The organism is Brachybacterium sp. JB7 (assembly GCF_003335205.1).
Lineage (GTDB): Bacteria > Actinomycetota > Actinomycetes > Actinomycetales > Dermabacteraceae > Brachybacterium > Brachybacterium alimentarium.
This window is the reverse complement of sequence record NZ_QPGN01000010.1, coordinates 88,749-108,808: the sequence shown is the minus strand read 5'-3', so window position 1 is coordinate 108,808 and position 20,060 is coordinate 88,749. Positions and strand designations below refer to the sequence as shown.

Annotated in this window: 19 protein-coding genes; 11 read left to right on the top strand and 8 right to left on the bottom strand. The window is 72.3% G+C overall.

Annotation, left to right across the window (positions count from 1 at the left end; genetic code table 11):
• Positions 1–244 precede the first annotated feature (244 nt).
• Positions 245–775, bottom strand: coding sequence for a YceI family protein (locus CIK81_RS12725; RefSeq protein WP_096163334.1), 531 nt, complete (start codon positions 773–775; stop codon positions 245–247).
• 256 nt (positions 776–1,031) lie between these two features.
• Here CIK81_RS12725 and CIK81_RS12720 point away from each other — a divergent pair, with 256 nt between their 5' ends.
• The 6 genes from CIK81_RS12720 to ccsB all read left to right on the top strand — a co-directional run bounded on the left by CIK81_RS12720 (position 1,032) and on the right by ccsB (position 6,705).
• Entirely contained in the window at positions 1,032–1,568 is a 537-nt protein-coding gene (locus tag CIK81_RS12720) for a MarR family winged helix-turn-helix transcriptional regulator (RefSeq protein WP_241964151.1), read from the top strand.
• 83 nt (positions 1,569–1,651) lie between these two features.
• Positions 1,652–2,299: a histidine phosphatase family protein gene (locus tag CIK81_RS12715; protein ID WP_096163332.1), complete on the top strand. Its 648-nt coding sequence runs from the start codon at positions 1,652–1,654 to the stop codon at positions 2,297–2,299.
• The gene (locus CIK81_RS12710) at positions 2,296–2,940 is read left to right on the top strand and encodes a TlpA disulfide reductase family protein (RefSeq protein ID WP_096163331.1); all 645 of its coding nucleotides are present in this window, start codon (positions 2,296–2,298) and stop codon (positions 2,938–2,940) included. The genes CIK81_RS12715 and CIK81_RS12710 overlap by 4 nt, the downstream gene beginning before the upstream one ends.
• On the top strand, positions 2,937–3,752 hold the full coding sequence (locus CIK81_RS12705) for a cytochrome c biogenesis CcdA family protein (RefSeq protein ID WP_096163330.1): 816 nt from the start codon (positions 2,937–2,939) through the stop codon (positions 3,750–3,752). The genes CIK81_RS12710 and CIK81_RS12705 overlap by 4 nt, the downstream gene beginning before the upstream one ends.
• Before the next feature lie 23 nt (positions 3,753–3,775).
• Positions 3,776–5,542 carry a cytochrome c biogenesis protein ResB gene (locus CIK81_RS12700; protein WP_096163385.1) on the top strand — a complete coding sequence of 589 codons (1,767 nt, stop codon included), beginning with the start codon at positions 3,776–3,778 and terminating at the stop codon, positions 5,540–5,542.
• On the top strand, positions 5,539–6,705 hold the full coding sequence (gene ccsB / locus CIK81_RS12695) for a c-type cytochrome biogenesis protein CcsB (RefSeq protein ID WP_096163329.1): 1,167 nt from the start codon (positions 5,539–5,541) through the stop codon (positions 6,703–6,705). Before CIK81_RS12700 ends, ccsB begins: the two co-directional genes overlap by 4 nt.
• 215 nt (positions 6,706–6,920) lie before the next feature.
• On the opposite strand, the gene CIK81_RS12690 is transcribed toward ccsB, so the two are convergent.
• Complete coding sequence (locus CIK81_RS12690) at positions 6,921–7,253, bottom strand: PLD nuclease N-terminal domain-containing protein (protein WP_096163328.1); 333 nt, start codon at positions 7,251–7,253, stop codon at positions 6,921–6,923.
• A 74-nt stretch (positions 7,254–7,327) separates the two neighbouring features.
• Between CIK81_RS12690 and CIK81_RS12685 the strand changes: the two genes are divergently transcribed.
• Entirely contained in the window at positions 7,328–7,774 is a 447-nt protein-coding gene (locus CIK81_RS12685; RefSeq protein WP_096163327.1) for a DUF4229 domain-containing protein, read from the top strand.
• A 90-nt stretch (positions 7,775–7,864) separates the two neighbouring features.
• Here the strand turns inward: CIK81_RS12685 and CIK81_RS12680 are convergent, their stop codons facing one another.
• The 4 genes from CIK81_RS12680 to CIK81_RS12665 all read right to left on the bottom strand — a co-directional run bounded on the left by CIK81_RS12680 (position 7,865) and on the right by CIK81_RS12665 (position 11,928).
• Entirely contained in the window at positions 7,865–8,761 is an 897-nt protein-coding gene (locus tag CIK81_RS12680) for a 1,4-dihydroxy-2-naphthoate polyprenyltransferase (protein WP_096163326.1), read from the bottom strand.
• Positions 8,762–8,923: 162 nt separating this feature from the next.
• Positions 8,924–10,324, bottom strand: a complete 1,401-nt coding sequence (locus CIK81_RS12675) for an AMP-binding protein (RefSeq protein ID WP_114355769.1) — start codon at positions 10,322–10,324, stop codon at positions 8,924–8,926.
• A gap of 5 nt (positions 10,325–10,329) precedes the next feature.
• Positions 10,330–11,340 carry a 1,4-dihydroxy-2-naphthoyl-CoA synthase gene (locus CIK81_RS12670; protein WP_096163324.1) on the bottom strand — a complete coding sequence of 337 codons (1,011 nt, stop codon included), beginning with the start codon at positions 11,338–11,340 and terminating at the stop codon, positions 10,330–10,332.
• 24 nt (positions 11,341–11,364) lie between these two features.
• Positions 11,365–11,928, bottom strand: a complete 564-nt coding sequence (locus CIK81_RS12665) for a GNAT family N-acetyltransferase (RefSeq protein ID WP_096163323.1) — start codon at positions 11,926–11,928, stop codon at positions 11,365–11,367.
• Between the two features lie 123 nt (positions 11,929–12,051).
• On the opposite strand from CIK81_RS12665, the gene CIK81_RS12660 reads away from it, so the two are divergent.
• From CIK81_RS12660 to CIK81_RS12650, 3 genes are read left to right on the top strand one after another with little or no spacing between them, the layout of a single operon-like run.
• Positions 12,052–13,029 carry an o-succinylbenzoate synthase gene (locus CIK81_RS12660; protein ID WP_096163322.1) on the top strand — a complete coding sequence of 326 codons (978 nt, stop codon included), beginning with the start codon at positions 12,052–12,054 and terminating at the stop codon, positions 13,027–13,029.
• Between the two features lie 28 nt (positions 13,030–13,057).
• The gene (gene menD, locus CIK81_RS12655) at positions 13,058–14,968 is read left to right on the top strand and encodes a 2-succinyl-5-enolpyruvyl-6-hydroxy-3-cyclohexene-1-carboxylic-acid synthase (protein ID WP_096163321.1); all 1,911 of its coding nucleotides are present in this window, start codon (positions 13,058–13,060) and stop codon (positions 14,966–14,968) included.
• Positions 14,969–14,982: 14 nt separating this feature from the next.
• A complete protein-coding gene (locus CIK81_RS12650) occupies positions 14,983–16,542 on the top strand; it encodes a S1C family serine protease (RefSeq protein ID WP_096163320.1) in 1,560 nt (519 codons plus the stop codon).
• A 25-nt stretch (positions 16,543–16,567) separates the two neighbouring features.
• Here CIK81_RS12650 and CIK81_RS12645 read toward each other — a convergent pair whose 3' ends face one another.
• Positions 16,568–17,908: an isochorismate synthase MenF gene (locus CIK81_RS12645; protein ID WP_158542031.1), complete on the bottom strand. Its 1,341-nt coding sequence runs from the start codon at positions 17,906–17,908 to the stop codon at positions 16,568–16,570.
• Positions 17,909–18,081: 173 nt separating this feature from the next.
• On the opposite strand from CIK81_RS12645, the gene CIK81_RS12640 reads away from it, so the two are divergent.
• Entirely contained in the window at positions 18,082–19,491 is a 1,410-nt protein-coding gene (locus CIK81_RS12640) for a DUF6350 family protein (protein WP_096163318.1), read from the top strand.
• A 112-nt stretch (positions 19,492–19,603) separates the two neighbouring features.
• Here the strand turns inward: CIK81_RS12640 and CIK81_RS12635 are convergent, their stop codons facing one another.
• Positions 19,604–20,029, bottom strand: coding sequence for a hypothetical protein (locus CIK81_RS12635; protein WP_096163317.1), 426 nt, complete (start codon positions 20,027–20,029; stop codon positions 19,604–19,606).
• Positions 20,030–20,060: the final 31 nt, after the last annotated feature.

Below are 20,060 nucleotides of genomic sequence, written 5' to 3'. Positions count from 1 at the left end.
GGCGGGGCTCGGGATGCGCGGGGTGGTCATGGCGTGAACCTTATCGAGAGCGGCTGGGCGCCGGGACGCAGGACGCCCCGGTGCCGGGGCGGCAGAGCGGGGCGGTGAGACGGCGAGGGGGCAGTAGAGGGCGAGGCGAAGACGGGTGAGCGCCGGACGACGACGGGCCGCCCGCACCTCGGTGCGAGCGGCCCGTGCCTCTGTCGTGACGCGGTCGACGCGCCGACGGGGGAGGCGGGTCGAGTCAGGCCGCGGTGGGCGCGGTGAACTCGGCCTCGACGGAGATCTTGACCTCGTCGGAGACCAGCACGCCGCCGGCCTCGAGGGCGGCGTTCCAGGTCAGGCCGAACTCCTTGCGGGAGATCGTGGTCTGACCGGTGAAGCCGGCGCGGTAGGTGCCGAAGGGATCGGTCGCGGCGCCCTCGTACTCGAAGCTGAGCTCCACCTCCTGGGTGGTGCCGCGGATGGTGAGGTCGCCGACCAGCTTGTCGTCCGTGACCTTCGTGGAAACGAAGGTGATCTCCGGGAAGTTCTCCGCGTCGAAGAAGTCGCCGCTGCGCAGGTGGTTGTCGCGGTCCTCGTTGGCGGTGGTGACCGAGGCGGTCTTCAGCGAGACGTCGAACGAGAGGTTCTCCCCGTTGTCGCCGACCGTGAGGGCGCCCGTGACGTCGGTGAACTGTCCGCGCACCTTCGAGATGCCCGCGTGGCGCACGGTGAAGCTCGCAGCGGTGTGGGTCGGGTCCAGGGCCCAGGTGCCGGGGGTCAGATCAGTCATGGAAGATCTCCTTGAGGTCGTAGGGAGCGATCATGCTGATGCATGATCGCCTCGCTTCCTTGAAATCTAAACTAAACTGGAGGATGATGCAAGGACATGGCCACAGGGACAGGAGACAGTGATGCGTGACACGCAGTCAAGCACTGAGGGTGAGGTCGGGGCCGGCGCGACCGGATGCGCAGCAGAAGCAGTGGCAGAAGCAGCAGAGGTAGAGGCAGAAGCGGTGGCAGAGGCAGTAGGGGTAGAGGCAGAAGCAGTGGCAGCAGAGGCCGGGAGGGCGTCGACGCCGGAGGACCTCTGGCTCACGCCCTCGGAGCAGAACGCCTGGCGCGGTTTCCTCTACGCGACCACGCTGCTCACCGACCGCTTCTCGGAGGTCCTGCAGGCGGACCCGGAGATCGACCTCACGCTGGGGGAGTACGAGATCCTCGTGCGGCTGTCCGAGGCCCAGGGATCGTTCCTGCGCATGTCCGAGCTCGCGGATCGCGTGGTGCATTCGCGCTCGCGGCTGACCCACACCATCTCCCGGATGGAGAAGCGCGGGCTGGTGGAGCGGGTGCGCTGCTCCAACGACGGGCGCGGGCGTCAGGCGCAGCTGACGGTCGCCGGGCGCGAGCTCCTCGAGCGGGCCGCACCGATCCATGTGCGCTCCGTGCGCGAACTGCTGCTGGACGTCGTCGGCCACGACGACTTCCTCGAGCTCGGCCGGATCCTGGGTCGCGCGGTGCCGGAGGACGCCCCGATCGCCATCGGGAGTCCGGCTGCTCACGTCGAGGCCGCTCCTCAGGGCTGACATGGAGGTTGGATTGGTACCGTGAGGCGGCTCAGCCGCTCGGCTCCACTCCTGCTGATCTCCCGAGGGGGGAACGCGCACCCGTGACCACCACCATCGTCCACCTCGTCCGCCATGGCGAGGTGCACAATCCGGACCGCATCCTCTACGGCCGCATGCCCGGGTATCGGCTCAGCGATCGCGGCGAGCAGATGGCGCAGCACGTCGCCGATCACCTTGCCGACTCCGACATCGCCCTCGTGCGCTCCTCGCCCCTGCTGCGCGCCCAGCAGACCGCCGCGCCGATCGCTGCTGCGCACGATCTCGAGGTCACCACGGACCCGCGGATCATCGAGTCCGGCAACCACTTCGAGGGCCAGCGGATGGGTCACGGCGAGGCGAAGCTGAGCGATCCGCGCAACTGGCGCTGGTTCCTCAACCCCTTCCGTCCCTCGTGGGGCGAGCCCTATCGCGACCAGGTCTCCCGCGTGATCTCCGCCGTGCAGGAGGCCCGCCAGGCCGCGAACGGGCGCGAGGCGGTGCTGGTCCTGCACCAGCTGCCGATCTGGGTGACCCGCCGCAGCGCCGAGGGCAAGCCGCTGTTCCACGACCCCCGTCGTCGCGAATGCGGCCTGTGCTCGGTGACGAGCCTGCACTTCGTCGGTCCGCACCTCGCCGACGTCGGCTATGCCGAGCCGGCGGCCGAGCTGTACGCCGGGGCGGTCGACGCCACCGGAGGCAACCTCACATGACCCGCACGCACAGCGGGCGCTCGCGGGCGCTCCCGCCTCACCTGCCCGCGCTGCCCGGCACGTCGGCACCGCTCACGCGCCGAGGTCTCCTCGGTGCGGCCGGCACCGCCTCGGTCACCCTGCTGCTGGCCGCCTGCGGCTCGGACACCAGCGACCGCTACGAATCCGGGTACGTCTCCGGTGACGGCGTGGCCACCGAGATCGAGGCCGCCGACCGCGGCGAGCCGCTCGACTTCTCCGGCACCACCTTCGAGGACGAGGAGTTCTCCTCGTCCGATGCGCGCGGCGAGGTGCTCGTGGTCAACGTCTGGTACGCCTCGTGCCCGCCCTGCCGCAAGGAGGCCCCGGACCTCCAGGCGATCCATGAGGAGTACGCCGAGCAGGGCGTTGGCTTCGTGGGCGTCAACGTGCGCGACACCGCCGGACCCGCGAAGGCCTTCGAGGAGCGCTACGGGATCACCTACCCCTCGCTGCCGGACCCTGACGCGCAGATCATGTACGCGCTGCGCGGCCAGGTCTCCCCGAACGCGGTGCCCTCGACGCTCGTGCTGGACGGCGAAGGACGGGTCGCCGCTCGCATCTCCGGCGGCATCGACCCCTCGACGCTGCGCGCGATGATCGACAAGGTGCTGGGCGAATGATCAGCGCCGATGCCGGCTCCGCCTTCCAGGCCACCGCGATGTCCGGGTCGCTCCTGCTGGCCGTGGCCGTCGCCGCCGCGGCCGGCCTGGTCGCGTTCCTGTCGCCCTGCGTCCTGCCCGTGGTCCCCGGATACCTGGGCTACGTCTCCGGCCTCGCGGGGCAGGGGGCCGGGGCCGCCGGGCCGGGCAAGGGAGCCAGGAAGCCTGCGGGGCGAGGTCCGGGCGCCGGAAGGATGGCGCTGGGCAGTCTGCTGTTCGTCGCCGGATTCACCGTGGTGTTCATGGTGCTCGGCGGGTTCGCCGGGGCGCTCGGCTACCTCCTGCAGGAGTACATCGTCTGGATCAACCGCGTCGCCGGCGCGGTCGTGATCCTGATGGGCCTGGTCTTCATGGGCGTGTTCCCCGGTCTCGGCATGAACCGCTCCGTGACCAGCAAGAAGCCCGATGCGGGCCTGCTCGGCGCTCCCGTGATGGGGCTCGTCTTCGGGCTCAGCTGGACCCCCTGCATCGGCCCCACCTACGCCGCGATCGTCGCGCTGTCCCTCGAGGGCGGCGGCGACGGGGCGGCCCTGCGCGGCGGCGTTCTCGCCCTCGCGTACTCGCTGGGCCTGGGGATCCCCTTCGTGCTGTTCGCGCTGCTCTTCGAGCGCGCGCTCGGCCTGAGCCGCAAGCTCGCCAAGCACCGCCGCTCGATCGGCCTGCTCTCCGGCGCGCTGCTCATCGCGATCGGCGTGCTGCTCATGACCGGCCTGTGGTCGGAGTGGATGAGCGAACTGCAAGGACTGATCGCCACCTTCGAGCCGGTGGTGTGATGACTCGCCACGACGAGGACCCCATGAGCACATCCGACGGGACGGACGAGACCCTGAACAGCGCACGCACCGGACGCCCTGCAGCGGCCCCGAGCGAGACCGCCGCGAACTCCTGGAGCTCCAAGAAGGACAAGGACGCCCCCCGCGGCGGCGGGAGCGGTCCCTCGATGCCGTCCCTCGGACTGCGCGGCACCCTGCTGTTCCTGTGGCGCCAGCTGACCAGCATGCAGACCGCGCTGATCCTGCTGATGCTGCTCGCGATCGCCGCGGTGCCCGGCTCGCTGTATCCGCAGCGCAGCGTCAACCCCGCGCTCACCCAGCAGTTCCTCGACGAGAACGGCAGGTGGGGGGAGATCCTCGACAAGCTCGGCTTCTTCGGGGTGTTCTCCTCGCCGTGGTTCTCGGCGATCTACCTGCTGCTGTTCATCTCGCTGATCGGCTGCATCATCCCCCGCGTCGGAGTGCACCTGCGCCAGCTGCGCGCCAAGCCGCCCCGCACGCCCTCGCGGCTGACCCGCTTCACCGGCTACACCCGGATCGAGCTGCCGGGCGCCGAGGCGGACGCCGTGCTCGAGACCGCGCACCGGTCGCTGCGCCGCTCGCGGTATCGCACCGTCGTGCGCGAAGAGCAGCGCTCCCGATCCGTCAGCGCCGAGCGCGGCCTGCTGCGCGAGAGCGGCAACCTGGTGTTCCACATCGCGCTGGTCGGAGTGCTGATCTGCGTCGCCGGCGGTCAGCTGACCAGCTACCGCGGGCAGATCACGGTGGTCGAGGGACAGGGCTTCAGCAACTCCCTGACCCAGTACGACTCCTTCGACTCCGGCGCCTGGTTCGATCCCACGTCCCTGCCGCCCTTCAGGTTCACGCTCGACGACTTCCGTGCCGAGTACGTGCTCGAAGGGGCCGACGAGAGCCGCGTGGGCCAGCCGCTGTCCTTCGAGGCCGACGTGGACGTCACCACCCCGGGCGAGAAGAACGAGAAGCGGACCCTGCAGGTCAACAAGCCGCTGCACGTCGACGGCACGTCGATGTACCTGCTCGGCAACGGCTACGCCCCCGAGGTCACCGTGACCGACCCCGAGGGGACCGTCGTGGCCGAGGGCCCCGTGGTCACCGTGCCGTCCGGGGACACCGGTTACACCTCGCAGCTGGTGATCAAGGCGCCGGACGCCCGCCCCGAGCAGACCGCCGTGGTCGGGTTCTTCCTGCCCACCGGCGTGATCGACGAGCAGGGCCCGCACTCGATCTACCCCGACCTGGCCGACCCGCAGCTCGCGATGTCCGTCTTCCACGGCGATCTGGGCCTGGACTCGGGCATCCCGCAGAACGCCTACGAGGTCGACGTCAGCTCGCTGGACCCGGTGACCAACTCCGATGGCGAGCAGGTGCTGATCCGGCTCGCACCGGGCGAGGTGTACGAGCTGGAGGACGGCACCACCATCAGCTTCGACGGGGTGCTGCGGTACGCCGCCTTCGACCTCGCCCACGATCCGTTCGAGCGCTGGGTGCTCGTCAGCGCGCTGGCCGCCGCCACCGGCCTGATCGTCTCGCTGTTCGTGCCGCGCCGGCGCCTCTGGGTGCGGGTCAGCGGCGGATCCGCCGACGATCGCACCGACGGCACCGTGGTGCTCGAGGTCGCCGGACTCGCCCGCAGCGACGATCCGGCGCTCGAAGAGGACGTCAAGACCCTCGCCAAGAAGCTCAGCACGGCGCAGGATGGGACAGGACGTCCTGGCCCTGCTCCGACGACCGGCCCCACCGATGACACCCCCGAAGGAAGTGCACTGTGATTGACCAGCAGCTGGCGGAGATCGCGAATCTCGCCATCGTGGTGACGATCGTGCTGTACGTGCTCGCGCTGATCGGCTTCGCCGCCGATCTCGCCTCCACCTCGCAGCGTCGCAGCGACGAGCGCCTCGCAGCCCGCGAGAAGCACGAGGCGCAGAGCCGTGACCAGGAGACGTCGGCCGAGGCCGCCCTGCCCGCGACAGTCGGGGCATCCGGTGGCGCCGGCGCCCACGTCGCCGGGGATGCGCAGGCCTCCGCCGGTGCGGCCGTCGGGTCGGAGGGAGCCGGGGGCGGCGACGTCGCCGGCACGGACGGGGCGGCCGCCGCGTCCACCCCGTCGGCCACGACGGCGGGTGCTGCGGCATCCGGATCGATGACCGCGCAGAACTTCGCGTTCATCCTGGCCTCCGCGGCGACCGTGCTGCACATCGTGGGTGTCGCGCTGCGCGCCGTGGCCACCCAGCGCGTGCCCTGGGCGAACATGTACGAGTTCGCCACCACCAGCACCGCTGTGGTGATGGCCGCCTTCCTGATCTTCTCGATCAAGCGCACCGACCTGCGGGCGCTGGGCACCTTCGTGGTGGGCCCGGTGCTGCTGACGATGCTGCTCGCCCAGACCCTGTGGATCGTCCCGGCCGCGGAGCTGACGCCGAGCCTGCAGAACTCCCACTGGATCTACATCCACATCGCGGTCGCGATCCTCTCGACCGCGCTGTCGATCCTCGGCGCCGTCGTGGCCTCGCTCCAACTTCTCCAGGCCCGCCATGAACGCGCGCTGATGCTGAAGGCGGAGGCCGGCGAGCAGTTCCCTGAGCACTGGGGCCGCTTCGGGCACGTGCTGGATCGTCTGCCGAGCTCGACCGCGCTCGAGGCGCTCAGCTTCCGCATCCACTCCGTCGCGTTCGTGTGCTGGACCTTCACGCTGATCTTCGGCGCGATCTGGGCCCGCGAGGCCTGGGGCCGTTACTGGGGCTGGGACCCCAAGGAGGTGTGGACCTTCATCATCTGGGTCATCTACGCCGCCTACCTGCACGCTCGCGCCACCGGTGGTTTCCGCGGCAGCCGCGCCGCCGGTCTCGCCCTGGCGGGCTTCGTGGCCGTGGTCTTCAACTACACGATCGTGAACACCGTGATCAACGGCCTGCACTCCTACTCAGGTCTCTGAACAGAGTCCGAGCACGAGCGCGGCCCCGGTGGACGAGAGTCCATCCGGGGCCGCGCTTGTCATGTGGTGGAGGCTGAGGGGGAGCAGTGAGGGAGCAGCCGCTCGGGCAGCGCGTGCTGGTGGGGTGATCGCTCGGGGAGCACGCTCTCGTGGAGCGATTGCTCGGGGCATGGCGTGCGTGGGGCCGGCGTGCGTCGCGCAGAGCGTCGGGAGAGTCAGCCGATGGGGTCGTCGGGCTCCTCACCCTGCTCGCGCTGCTGCCGCTCACGCCGTTCACGACGGATGTCGTCGTCCAGCCGGCGCAGGAACTCGGGGTCCTCGTCGGGGGCCGATGGGCCGTCACGACGCGGCCGCGCATCCGGTTCCGGTGCGCGCTCCCGTCCCACCACCAGCCAGGTGATCGGACCCACCCAGGGCAGCAGCACGATCAGTACGATCCACGCCCACTTGGGAATTCCGCGCACCTTGTCGTCCACCGTCTGCACGCAATCAGCGAGCGCGAAGACGGTGAGCGCGATCGAGAGAACTGCCAGTAACCCCTTAACCATGGCCGAAGTCTAGAGACCCCACCTGAACACTGGTGATTCGGCAAGCTCCCATGCGGTCGAACTACTCTGGGGGCATGCGAGAAATGGCCCTCTTCGCCGTCATCCGTCTGGCCCTGTGGCTGGGCATCTGGTGGCTGCTCACCCAGATCCAGGTCGGAGTGATGCTCGCCGGCGTGCTCGCGGCTGTGATCGCGATGCTCCTGTCGATCCTGTTCCTGGACCGTCTGCGCTCGAAGGTCGCGCTGCGGTGGAAGGCGGCCGACGACCGCCGCCGAGAGCGCAGGGGCGAGAAGCACGACGAGGACGCCGAGGCCGAGGACGCCTACCTCGATGCCCACACCGATGACGACTCCTTCGACGGCGGCTCCTCCGCGACAGGGGTGCAGGGCGCTGCCGCAGACGACTGGACCCGCGCGGTGGACGGTGGTGCCGAGGCCGCGGACGAGAGCACGGCGGGTGAACGCGCAGCGGATGCGGGCACCGCGGACGAGGGCCCGGAGCCCACGGCCTCCCGAGGCTGAGCGAGCAGAGGACGCCGGACTCGAAGCGCCGGCTGCGCTGGCTGAGTCAGCTGTGCCGGTTCAGGCAGCGGTGCGAGCTGCGGGAGGTGCTCACAGGCACAGGCCGAGCAGCAGCAGGAGCGAGAGCACCAGCTCCAGCCGGCCGGTCGCGCCCAGCGCCGGGATGAGGTCCCTGCCCATGGCGCCGCCCAGCACGGTGCGGACGGGACCGATGGCGAGCGGCAGCGCCAGCAGCACCAGCGCCACCTGCCACTGGACGACCATCACCGGGACCAGGAGCACGAAGGGCAGCAGCAGCATCGCGGTGAACAGAAGGCGGGTGCCGCGCTCCCCGAGCCGGACGGCGAGGGTGCGCTTGCCGGCGATCGCATCGGTGGGGATGTCGCGCAGGTTGTTGGTCAGCATGAGCGCCACGGCGAGCAACCCGATCGCGACGGAGACCAGCAGTGCGACCCAGTGCGGATGCGGCGTGATCGCATAGGCGGTGCCGTTCACAGCGACCAGCCCGAAGAAGAGGAACACGAAGACCTCGCCCAGCCCGAGATAGCCGTAGGGCTTCCGGCCGCCGGTGTAGAACCAGGCTGCGGCGATCGCGGCGGCGCCGATGAGCAGCGCGCCCCAGATCTGCGCGAGCACGATGAGCACGAGACCGAAGACTCCGCCGGCGGCGAGCGCACCGAATGCGGCGGCCTTGACGGTCCCCGGGGCGGCGGCTCCCGAGCCGGTGAGCCGGAAGGGGCCCACCCGGTCGTCGTCCGTGCCGCGGATCCCGTCCGAGTAGTCATTGGCGAAGTTCACGCCGATCTGCAGACAGAAGGACACCGCCAGGGCCAGCAGCGCGCGCGGCACGACCAGCGACCAGTCCACGGTGCCGGTGGTCTCGGCCAGCTGCCAGACGGCGACGCCGGTGCCGGCCGCGACGGGCGCGAGGGCGGCGGGCAGGGTGCGGGGGCGGGCGCCCTGCACCCACTGCGACAGGCTGGCCATCGTGCTCCTCAAGACAGGGGCCGCCCGATCGACGGCCTCCACGAGAATACGCCGCGGTCAGGGCCGGCGCCCGGGTCGTGGCCGACGGCACACGCCTGCCGGCGGGGCTCGTCGGCGAGTCGCTCAGCCGCCGAAGGGTCGGCCAGCCCCCGGGTGGGTCGCTCAGTCCCCGGTGGGCCGCTGGCCCTCGGCGAGGCGGCGCGCGGCGGCGCGGTCCTGCTTCCCGATGCCGAGCCGGGGCAGCTGCTCGACCGCGTGGACCCGCTTGGGGATCATGTGCGCCGGGACGTCGCTGGTGCGCAGCGCGGAGCGCACCAGGGCGGTGGCCTCCTCGGGATCGCTCCCCTCGGCCAGGGTGACGAGCGCTTCGACGCGCTGGCCCCATTCCGGATCCTCCACGCCCACGACGAGGCTCGAGAGGACCAGATCGCGCAGCATGAGGGAGCGGTCGATCGCCCGCTCGACATCCTGGGGGAGCACCTTGCGCCCGCCGGTGTTGATGACGTCGTCGGCGCGGCCCAGCACGGTCAGCGCGCCGTCCTCGGCGATCTGCGCGAGATCGGAGGTGGTGAAGCTGCGCATGATGGCGTCGCTGTCATGGACAGTCCCGCTGGTCTGGCTGGTCTGGCTGGTCTGGCTGGTCTGGCTGAACGGGCTCGTGTCGATGCCGCCGTCGGCCGTGAGATAGCCGAGCGCGAGCGTGGGGGAGGAGACGACCAGACGGCCCGCTCCCTCGGCGTCGGGGGACTGAGCGTGCAGGCGCACCCCCGGCAGCGGGAAGCGGTCGTAGACGCAGCCGCCGGCAGTCTCCGAGGAGCCGTAGGTGGTGCGGACGGCGATGCGCTGGGCGCGGGCGGCGGCGAGCACCTCCGGCCCGGTCGCCGCACCGCCCACGAGCACGCCCGCGAAGCGCTTCAGCACGGAGCGGGCCCTCGCGTCGGCCCCGGTGGCGCCGGTGAGGATCCGGGTGAGCTGCGTGGGCACCAGCGAGGTGAAGGCGGGCAGTCCGCGCTGCTCGGCCTGGGCGAGAGCCGGCTCGGCGAGCGCCACGAAAGCGTCGGCGTCGAAGTGGCCACGCAGGTCCGGCAGCGGATCCGGGAGCGCCGGAGAGTCCAGACCGAGCACCTCGGCGGTGCGATGTGCACGGGCGATCACCTGCACGCCGGCGATGTGCGTGGGCGGCAGCAGGGGCAGCCAGAAACCGTGGCCCCGGGTGCCGGTCGCCGTCCCGTCGGCCGCGAAGAGAGCCGCCGTCGCCTCCTGGGAGGCACGCAGCGCTGCGCGGCTCAGGGCCACCGCCTTCGCCGTGCCCGTGGATCCGGAGGTGGGCACCACCAGGGCGGTGTCCTCGAAGTCGGAGGGCAGGGCGGCGGGCGCCGGGAAGGGCCCCAGCCACAGCCGCCCGGTGCCCGTCATCACCTCGCCGATCGCGCGCACATGGGTCGTGAGCGACGCGGCCGAGGCGTCGTACGTCGGCGGGATCAGCCAGGGCGCGGTGCGCGCGGCGGAAGCGCCCGCTCCGGAGGGGCCGGAGGGGCCGGAGGGACCGGGGGGAAGGGTCATCGCCGTCAGCCCTGCGGGTGGGGGAACTGCGACCAGTCGGGCTCGCGCTTGTCCAGGAAGGCGTCGCGCCCCTCCACGGCCTCGTCCGTCATGTAGGCCAGGCGGGTCGCCTCGCCGGCGAACACCTGCTGGCCCATCAGGCCGTCATCGGCCAGATTGAAGGCGAACTTCAGCATCCGGATCGCCTGCGGGGACTTCGTGGCGATGGTCGCGGCCATCTCGAGCGCCACCGCCTCGAGCTGGTCGTGGTCCACGACGCGATTGACCGCGCCCCAGTCGTAGGCGTCCTGCGCGGAGTACTCCTCGGCGAGGAAGAAGATCTCCCGGGCGCGCTTCTGCCCCACCTGCTTGGCGAGATAGGCGGAGCCGTAGCCGCCGTCGAAGGAGCCGACATTCGCATCGGTCTGCTTGAACCGGGCGTGCTCGCGGGAGGCGATGGAGAGGTCCGAGACGACGTGCAGGGAGTGGCCGCCGCCGGCCGCCCAGCCGTTGACCACGGAGATCACGACCTTGCCCATGGTGCGCATCAGGCGCTGCACCTCCAGGATGTGCAGCCGGCCGCTGGAACCGGCGCGCACCTGGTCGGTCTGACCCAGCTCCTCGGCCTCGGAGTACTCGTAGCCGGCGCGACCGCGGATGCGCTGGTCGCCGCCGGAGCAGTAGGAGCGGCCGCCGTCCTTGGGGGAGGGGCCGTTGCCGGTGAGGAGGATGACGCCCACGCCGGTGTCCAGGCGGGCGTGGTCCAGGGCGCGGTACAGCTCGTCCACGGTGTGCGGACGGAAGGCGTTGCGCACCTCGGGACGGTCGAAGGCGATGCGCACGCACGGCAGATCCCGGGGCGCGCCTCCTGCCGTCCCTGCGGCCGCGGCCTCCCCGGCCGGGCGGTCCACGGCGCGGTGATAGGTGATGTCGGTGAAGGCCGGCCCGCCGTGCTCCTGCGCGGGGACGTCCCGCCAGCGGGAGGGGTCGAAGGTCTCGGAGACCTGACGGGGCAGAGGGGCAGGCGCGGAGGTCATGGCCTCAGGGTATCGCCGACGCCGTCAGCCGCGGGCGGGCTCCTCGTGCCACGGGAGCTCCGCCGTGGTCGGGACCGGATCGGTCCTCAGACGGCCGTGGGTGAGCACGTCGTGACGCTCACCGTCGATGAGGAACTTCGCCCTCTCCGTCCCCTCGTGCACGAACCCGGCCGCCCGGGCCACCGCGCCGGAGGCGGGATTGTTCGCCCGATGGCCGAGCTCGAGCCGCTCCAGGTCCCAGCCGCCCTCGGCCTGCGGGCGCAGCGCCCGGTTCGCGACGGTCGCCGCGGCGCGACCGCACACTCCCCGGCCGCGCGCGTCGGCGGCGAGCCAGTAGAAGAACCAGCCCAGACGGTCCTCGGGCTCGACGCTCACGCCCACCACGCCGACCAGCCCGTCGGTCGAGGTCTCGACGATCGCCATGCCGTGGCGGGACGGCGCGGCGAGCCAGGCAGCCATCTCGTGGGCCTGGTCGAGCGTGGAGACGTTCCCCTGACGGGCCATGTCCGCCGCGGAGGAGAACGCGGCGAGGATCGCGGTGGCATCGCTCTCACGGACGCGTCGCAGGGCGTGGGTGCTGGTGCTCATCAGGACCGATCCTAGGCGGGTCCTGGGCGTGCAGGGCCCGAGTTCGGTGGGGGAGGCCACGTCCGGCGGAGAGTCAGGGCGGCGGGTTCCCGGCCACGGCCCTGCGCCCGCTAGCCTCGTGGGATGCTCATCCCCTCCGCACTGCGCGAGCGCGGCATCGATCGCGTGCACGCCTGGACGATCCCCATGACCACGCGCTTCCGCGGCATCACCGAGCGCTCGGGCCTGCTGCTGCACGGCCCGGCCGGCTGGGCGGAGTTCTCGCCGTTCTGGGACTACGACGCCGAGGAGTCCTCGGCCTGGCTGCGTGCCGCGCTCGCCGACGCGACCGCGCAGCGCCCGGAGCCGCTGCGCCAGGAGATCCCGATCAACTCCACGATCCCGGTGGTCCCGGCCGTGCTCGCGCACCGCATCGCGACGGTCGGCGGCGCGGGCACCGCGAAGATCAAGGTCGCCGACCCCGGCTCGACCCTCGCGGAGGACGCCGAGCGGATCGAGGCGGTGCGTGATGCGATGGGCCCGTCCGCCCGCCTGCGGATCGACGCCAACGCCGCCTGGACCCTCGAGCAGGCCCTCGACGCGCTGCCCGTCCTGGACCGCGCCGCCGGCGGTCTGGAGTACGCCGAGCAGCCGTGCGCGAGCATCGAGGACCTCGCCGCCGTGCGCCGCGCCCTGGACATCCCGATCGCGGCCGACGAGTCCGTGCGCCGCGCCGGGGACCCGCTGCGGGTCGCACGCGCCGAGGCGGCCGACGTGCTGGTGATGAAGGTGCAGCCGCTCGGCGGCGTGCAGCGCTGCCTCGATCTCGCGGAGCAGGCGGGGCTCCCGGTGGTCGTCTCCTCGGCGCTGGAGTCCAGCGTCGGCCTCAGCGCGGGGCTGGCGTTCGCGGCCGCACTGCCGGAGCTGCCCTACGCGTGCGGTCTGGCGACCGCCTCCCTGCTCACCGGCGATCTCGTCGATGACCCCCTGCACCCGCGCGACGGTGTGCTGCCGGTGGGGCGCCAGGCCCCCGCCGAGGCGCCGCTGGACCGGCACGTCGCGCCGTCCGACCTCGCTGACCAGTGGCAGCAGCGCCTCCAGGAGTGCGCCGACGCCCTCTGAGGGGCACGGAGAGAACTACCCTGGCAGCATGCACGAGACCGCCGACATCGCCGCCCCGTCCGGGATCACGCCTCCCACACCCACCGGGTCCGGCGCGGTGGATCAGGCCTGCGCGATCTGGCACGCCCTGGCCGAGCTCGGTGTCCGGGACGCGGTGCTGGCCCCCGGCTCCCGCAGCGCCCCGCTCGTCTACGGGCTCGCTCGCCCTGATCTCGAGGCCAGGATCCGCGCGCACGTGCGGATCGACGAACGGGCCGCGGCCTTCACGGCGCTGGGCCTGTCGCGGCATGATCCGGCGCACCCCGCGGTGGTCGTGACGACCTCCGGCACCGCCACCGCCCATCTCCACGCCGCCGTGATGGAGGCCCACCACTCGCGGATCCCGCTGCTGGTGGTCACCGCGGACCGGCCAGCCGAGCTGCGTGAGGTCGGCGCGAACCAGACCACCCGCCAGGCGGGCATGTACCGCTCGCTGGTGCGGTTCGAGGCCGATCTGCCCGCGCCCACCGCCCGCCGTGCCACCGACGTCGAACTGCGCACCGCCGTCTCCACCGTCGCCCGCGCGCTGGCCGCCGCGACCTCCGAGCACCCCGGCCCCGTGCACCTGAACCTCTCCTTCCGCGATCCGCTCGTGCCGCACGTCGAGCCCCCTGCGGCCGACGCAGCGGGTGCATCCGCCGCAGCGGGTGCGCCGGCCGCGGACGAGGACGAGCACGCGACGGGCGAGAGCCGGGACGCGATCGTGCTCACCCGGCGCGCCCGCCCCGTCCCGCCGCAGCCGCAGCCGGTGCCGATCTCCTCGCGCACGGTCGTGGTCGCCGGCGACGGCGCCGGGCCGGCCGCTCGCGAGCTCGCCGAGCAGCATGTGCTGCCGCTGCTGGCAGAGCCCAGCTCGGGAGCGCATGCCGGCACCTCTCTGGTACCCGGCTATCCCGCCCTGCTCGCCCAGGTGATGGCCGACCGCGGGCATCCGCTGCGCCCGGACCGTGCGATCGTGATGGGCCGTCCGACCCTCTCGCGGTCCGTGATCGGCGCGCTGCTCGGCGCCGACGACGTCGACGTGATCGTCGTGGACCCGCACCTGGATTGGGCCGACGCCGCCCGTCGCGCCCGCCTCGTGGTACCTGCCGCGATCGGCGAGGACCCGGCCCTTGCGGCAGACGCGACAGACGAGACAGACACGACTGATGCGACTGATGCGACTGATGCGACTGACGCGACCGATGCGGCAGGTGCGTCAGCCGGGACCGGCGCGACCGAGCGCGACCTGACCGCCGTGACCGACACAGCCGAGCTCGCCGCGCGCCGGGCGCATCTCGCGGCCTGGAGCCGTGCCGCGGCGCAGATCTCCTCCGGGCTCCCACGCAGCTGGCAGCAGACGGCGGCGCTCGCCGTCTGGGACGCCTCCGGGGCACGGGACACGCTGGTCCTGGGCTCCTCCAGCCTGGTGCGCGATCTCGAGCAGCATGCCGGCCCCACCTCCGCCCGGGTGATCGCCAACCGCGGTCTGGCCGGTATCGATGGCACCACCGCGCTCGCCGGCGGCATCGCCCTGGCACAGCAGGACCCGCGCCGCGGCGCTGCGGACCCCGGGCGGGTGCGACTGCTGGTCGGGGACCTCACTGCGCTGCACGACCTCACCGGCCTGATCATCGGCCCCGAGGAGACGCGGCCCGACCTCGACGTGGTGATCGTCGACGACGGCGGCGGCCGGATCTTCTCCGGGCTCGAGCACTCCGCAGCGCCCCCGGAGCTGCTGCGCCGCTTCTTCACCACCCCGCACGGCACGGACCTCGCGGCGGCCGCCGCTGCACTGGGCGCCGAGGCCCGCGAGCTGACGACGGACAGCCTCGGCACAGCTCTGTCACAGCCGGGACCCGGGCTGCGGGTGTTTGTTGTGGTGCAGGAAGAGCACAGCACTCTCTCGTCGACCCTGTAGCTGGAGGTGTTCCCATGGCGGACATGAACGATCCGTACGAACCGACCGAGCGCCCGGAGGGCGCCATGCCCCCCGCCGACCACCCGAGCACCGGCACTCCTCCCCGTGACCAGCAGGCGTTCGACGACGGAGGGCAGCAGCCGACCAGCGGCTATGGCGCACCGTGGCAGCCCGCCTCCGGAGACGGCGAGGGCAGCCGGCAGCCCGCGCCCTATCCGGGCCCCGACGCCCGGACCGAGCAGCTCTTTCCCGCGCCCGGTTCCGCGCACGGCGTCGCACCGGCCCCCGGGACCGCCGATGGCGCTGACCCCTCCGCTCACGGGATGCCGGCCTTCGGCCCCTCGACTCATGGGGCGTCGGCCTTCGGCGCTGCCACCCACGCGGCTCCTGCCGCCGGTGGGGGCTCCCACGGGGCTCCTGCCGTCGGTGCGGCGGCTGCTGCCCCTGCGCGTCGACGCGGGCCCGGCTGGGCGGGCGTGACCGGTCTGGTCGCCCTGGGCATGCTGGTCTCCAGCGGCCTGACCCTTTCCGGAGTGGTCGCCTACGACCAGCTGCTGGGCCCGGAGACCGCTGCGACCTCGCAGGCCGGCTCGAGCACCGAGGAGCCGAGCACCGCTCGTCCCGCGTCGGTCTCCACGACCGACACCCCGGACTGGGGGACGGTCGCCGAACAGGTCTCGCCCAGCGCGGTCGCCATCCAGGTCGCGACTGATTCCGGCGCCGGGGAGGGCACGGGCGTGGTCCTGGACGACAACGGTTCGATCCTCACCAACAATCACGTGGTCGACGGCGCGCGCTCGATCCAGGTCACCATGAACGACGGCCTCGGATACACCGCGACCGTCGTCGGCACCGACACGACCACCGACCTCGCCGTGATCCGCCTGGACTCGCCGCCCGATGATCTCCAGCCGGCGACCTTCGCGGACTCCGCGACCGTCGAGGTCGGCCAGCCGGTGATGGCGCTGGGGACACCGCTGGGCCTCGAGAACACGGTGACCACGGGGATCATCTCCGCCGTGGATCGCCCGGTGACCGCCGGCGGCGAGGATCCCAGCGGCTCGGACGCCACCTACACCTCGGCGCTGCAGACCGACGCCGCGATCAACCCCGGCAACTCCGGCGGGCCGCTCATCGACGCCGCCGGGCAGGTGATCGGTATCAACTCCTCGATCGCGGGGATCGCCAGCAGCACGGGACAGGCCGGCAGCATCGGGCTCGGGTTCGCGATCCCGTCGAACACCGCCACCATGATCGCCGAGCAGCTCAAGGACAGCGGCTCCGCGGATCATTCCTTCCTCGGCGTCACCAGCAGCGACGGCACCGAGACCGTCGGCGACGTCTCCTATCGCGGAGCGCAGGTGCGCGGTGTGGAGGGCGGCAGCCCCGCTGCCGAGGCCGGGCTGCGCGAGGGTGACCTGATCACGAAGGTCGACGACACCCCGGTGGGCGGCGCCGCCGCCCTGACCGGCGTGGTGCGAGGGCTTCCCGTCGATTCCTCGCACACGCTCACGGTGGTGCGGGACCAGGACGAGCAGACCCTCGACGTCACCCTGGCGGGCCAGCCCTCCTGAGCCGAGCGCCGACGCGGATCGCGCGTCAGGCGCCGAGAGTGCGCGAGATGCGCGAGGTGTCGACCTCGCCGGTGCGCGGGGTGGAGCGACGCAGCGCCCGCAGCATCGGCCGGCATTTGGCGAGCGTCTCGGCATGCTCGGAGACGGGATCCGACGCCGCGACCAGACCGCCGCCCGCCTGCAGCGTCACCGTGCTGTCGCCGTGCAGATGAGCCATCCGCAGGGCGATCGCCCACTGGCCGTCGCCCGCCGCGTCCAGCCAGCCCACCGGAGAGGCATAGCCGCCGCGGTCGCGGGGCTCCAGGCGCGCGATGATCTCGTCGGCCCGATCCCGCGGCGTGCCGGAGACAGCGGCCGACGGGTGCAGCCGCGCGGCGACGTCGAGACTGGTGACGCCCTCGCGCAGGCGGGCGGAGACATCGGAGGCCAGATGCTCCAGCCCCGGCAGGCGCAGCACGAACGGGGCGGGGGAGACGTCCAGGTCCTCGGCGAGCCCCTCGAGACGGTCCACCACCGAGTCGACCGCGAAGGCGTGCTCGGAGAGCTCCTTGGCATCGGTGCGGAAGGCACGGCGGTCCACCTCATCGAGCTCGCTGTCGTCGGCGACCGGGCGGGTCCCGGCCAGGACCCGGGAGAAGATCCGACCCTCCTGGGTCTGGGCGAGCATCTCCGGGCTCGCGCCGATCACGTCATCGAGGTGGTACACCCAGGTGCTCGGATAGTCATGGGCCAGGCCCGCGAGCAGCAGCGCCGGCTCGAGGCGCTGCGGGGCGGTCACCGTGGTGCGCTCGGACAGGACCACCTTCTCGGCACGGCCCTCGCGGATCTCCGCCACGGCCTGCTGCACGAGCGACTGGTATTCGTCCGGCGTGTGATCCGCCTCGACCTCCAGCTCCGCCGGAAGATCCGACGCGGCAGGCGTCGAGCCGAACAGATCACGCCAGGACCTCGGCATCACCGGCTCCTCGTCGACCCCGACCACCGTCAGGAAGGCCTCGCCGTCGTGCACCCCCAGCAGGGCGCGGGGGACCACCAGGCGCGAGGGCCGCTCGGATCCGTCGGCGTAGGAGAAGCTGCCCAGGGCGATCAGCCCGGACATGCGCGTGCGCACCTCGTCATCGACCCGGGCGCGGGCCGCGATGCCCTGGAAAGCGGCACCCGCTGCGGCGAAGCGGTGCGCGCCGGCCGTCTGCACGCTCCAGGCGGTGCCGCGGGCGACCACGCCCTGGCCATGGCGCAACCATGCTCCGCTCACGTCGGCAGGGATATGGCCGAGCAGGTCGACGGGTTCCTCGATGCGCACGGTGCGCACCACCAGCGTCACCTCGGCAGCGGAGGGCTCAGGGGAAGACAGGGAGGCGGGCATCGGAGTCATTATGCGTCACCTGCCCGGCTCTGCGCCGTGACTCGCGTCCCGTCCCGAGGTGCGCGGGTGCGGGGCACGGAGGTGCGACCATGGACCGGCGACCGCGCCCGCGAGGTCGCTCGGCCCGTATCCGGGGCCGCTTCCCCCGTCGTGACCCGCTCAAGGAGCAGTTCGTGAACAGCACCGGCGACAGCATTGCGACGCCCCTGGTCCGTGGGACGATCGCCGCCGCCGTGTCCCTGGGCACCGCCATCGCCCTCGTCGTCGTCCCCGCGCTCGCCGCGCAGGTCGCCGGCACCCGATCCACCGCGACCGCGCTCGACGCGATCATCATCGCGCTGAACGTCCTGGTGCTCGGCCACGGCGGCGGGATCGTGCTCAGCACCGGTGTGGTCGACGGCGCGGTGACGCTCACTCCCTTCGGTCTGCTCGCGCTGTTGATCCTCGTCTCCACCCTCGGCATGCGCCGCGTGGGAGGCGCGCTGGAGCTGGTGCGCGACGACGGCGTGCTGCGCGTGCGCGCCCTCCGTGACGCCGGCGGTGCACTCGGCGCCTACGTCGGGGTGTACGCGATCGGCTTCACGGTGATCGCCGCGATCGGGCGCAGCAGCGAGAGCAGTCCCGTCGTGACCTCCGCGATCGTCTCCGGCGCGATGGTCGCCGTGGTGGGCGGCCTGCTGGGCCTGCTGTGGTCGCTGCGCCGCGAGCCGACGTCCACCGTGCCCGGCGTGCGGGTGCTCGGCCTGCTCCCCGCCCCGTACGGCGACGTCGCCCGCGCCGCGCTCATCGCCCTGATCGGGATGCTCAGTGCCGGGATGCTGCTGGTGCTGGTGATGATGCTGGTCTCCCTCCCCGCGCAGTCCTCCCTGTTCCAGACCCTCGACCCCGGAGCGGTGGGCGGCATCGTGCTCACGCTCGTCCAGCTGGCGCTGCTGCCGCTGCTTGCGGTGTGGGCGCTCGTGGTCGCCCTCGGCGGCACGATCGGCGTGGGAACCGCCACCTCGCTCTCGCTGAACGGCTCCGAGACCGGCGTGCTGCCGGCCCTGCCCCTGCTCGGGGCACTGCCGGGCCCGGGAGATTTCGGATGGTGGGTGTGGCTGCTGATCGTGCTGCCCGCGGTGCCCGTCGTGCTCGGTGCGCTCCGCCTGGTGCGGGACACCGGCGACCTCGGGCGGCGCGACCGGATCTCCGCGTGGGTCGCCTATCCGCTGACCGTGATGGTCGGCGTGCTGCTGCTCGCGGGGCTGTCCACCGGCGGCATCGGCGAAGGCCGGCTGGTGCATCTCGGGCCACAGATGGCCACGCTCATCCTGCCGCTGCTCGGCGTGGTCGTGGTCAGCACCGGTGGCGTGCTCCTCGTGCGCGTCTCGCCGCTGGTGCCGTGGGTGCAGGCGCAGATCGCCGCACTGCGGGACAGGGTCGAGAGCGCCGAGCGCACCGAGCGTCTGGGAAGGCCAGACGGCGCCGAGAGCGGCGCCGACTCCGATGAGGAGGGTGACGCCGACGACGAGGGCGGCGCCGGTCCCGACACCGACGCCAGCGCCGAGGACGAGCAGGACGGGTCGAGAGACCAGGAGAACTGATCAGCAGCCCTGACCAGCGTGCCAGATCAGCACGCCCGATTGACCGACCAGCGGCCCTGATCGGCACGCCTGACCGGTGCGCGGTGCCGAGGGTGATCAGCCGCTCAGCCGCTCAGCCGCCCAGCAGCTCGCTGACCCACGTGGCCATCGAATCCTGCGCGTCGGCCGTGCAGGAGGACCGCGCGTGCTCGGTGAGCGCGGAGGCGTGGCACTCCTGGATGTCGAGCATCGGACCATAGAACAGCAGCGAGAGCAGCGACCCGGTGACGATCATCAGCGTGGCCGGGACGCCCACGACGAGCGAGAGCACGGCCATGAGGTGACGACCTTGACGGAAGGTCTGCACCGCGGCCAGCACCAGCAGCACCATCGCGGCCAGCGCGGTCACACCGGCGGCCAGCGAATAGGGGAGCGGCGCGAGCAGCAGCAGCCAGGACGCGAGCATCGTCAGCAGCAGCGCGGTCAGCGTGCGGGGGCGTCGCGTGGTGGCCGGGTCCTGGGGGCGTTCCTGCCGCTCGCCGTCGTGTTCGCTGCTCATTCGTCCTATTGTGCCCGTTCCGGCGGCTGTG

What these genes read in the sequence shown, in the direction of transcription:
- CIK81_RS12635 (WP_096163317.1), bottom strand. Translation starts at nt 20,029, where the DNA reads ATGAGCAGCGAACACGACGGCGAGCGGCAGGAACGCCCCCAGGACCCG.
- CIK81_RS12700 (WP_096163385.1), top strand. Translation starts at nt 3,776, where the DNA reads ATGAGCACATCCGACGGGACGGACGAGACCCTGAACAGCGCACGCACC.
- CIK81_RS12680 (WP_096163326.1), bottom strand. Translation starts at nt 8,761, where the DNA reads ATGGCCAGCCTGTCGCAGTGGGTGCAGGGCGCCCGCCCCCGCACCCTG.
- CIK81_RS12645 (WP_158542031.1), bottom strand. Translation starts at nt 17,908, where the DNA reads ATGCCCGCCTCCCTGTCTTCCCCTGAGCCCTCCGCTGCCGAGGTGACG.
- CIK81_RS12705 (WP_096163330.1), top strand. Translation starts at nt 2,937, where the DNA reads ATGATCAGCGCCGATGCCGGCTCCGCCTTCCAGGCCACCGCGATGTCC.
- menD (WP_096163321.1), top strand. Translation starts at nt 13,058, where the DNA reads ATGCACGAGACCGCCGACATCGCCGCCCCGTCCGGGATCACGCCTCCC.
- CIK81_RS12685 (WP_096163327.1), top strand. Translation starts at nt 7,328, where the DNA reads ATGCGAGAAATGGCCCTCTTCGCCGTCATCCGTCTGGCCCTGTGGCTG.
- CIK81_RS12670 (WP_096163324.1), bottom strand. Translation starts at nt 11,340, where the DNA reads ATGACCTCCGCGCCTGCCCCTCTGCCCCGTCAGGTCTCCGAGACCTTC.
- CIK81_RS12710 (WP_096163331.1), top strand. Translation starts at nt 2,296, where the DNA reads ATGACCCGCACGCACAGCGGGCGCTCGCGGGCGCTCCCGCCTCACCTG.
- CIK81_RS12675 (WP_114355769.1), bottom strand. Translation starts at nt 10,324, where the DNA reads ATGACCCTTCCCCCCGGTCCCTCCGGCCCCTCCGGCCCCTCCGGAGCG.
- CIK81_RS12665 (WP_096163323.1), bottom strand. Translation starts at nt 11,928, where the DNA reads ATGAGCACCAGCACCCACGCCCTGCGACGCGTCCGTGAGAGCGATGCC.
- CIK81_RS12660 (WP_096163322.1), top strand. Translation starts at nt 12,052, where the DNA reads ATGCTCATCCCCTCCGCACTGCGCGAGCGCGGCATCGATCGCGTGCAC.
- CIK81_RS12690 (WP_096163328.1), bottom strand. Translation starts at nt 7,253, where the DNA reads ATGGTTAAGGGGTTACTGGCAGTTCTCTCGATCGCGCTCACCGTCTTC.
- CIK81_RS12650 (WP_096163320.1), top strand. Translation starts at nt 14,983, where the DNA reads ATGGCGGACATGAACGATCCGTACGAACCGACCGAGCGCCCGGAGGGC.
- CIK81_RS12725 (WP_096163334.1), bottom strand. Translation starts at nt 775, where the DNA reads ATGACTGATCTGACCCCCGGCACCTGGGCCCTGGACCCGACCCACACC.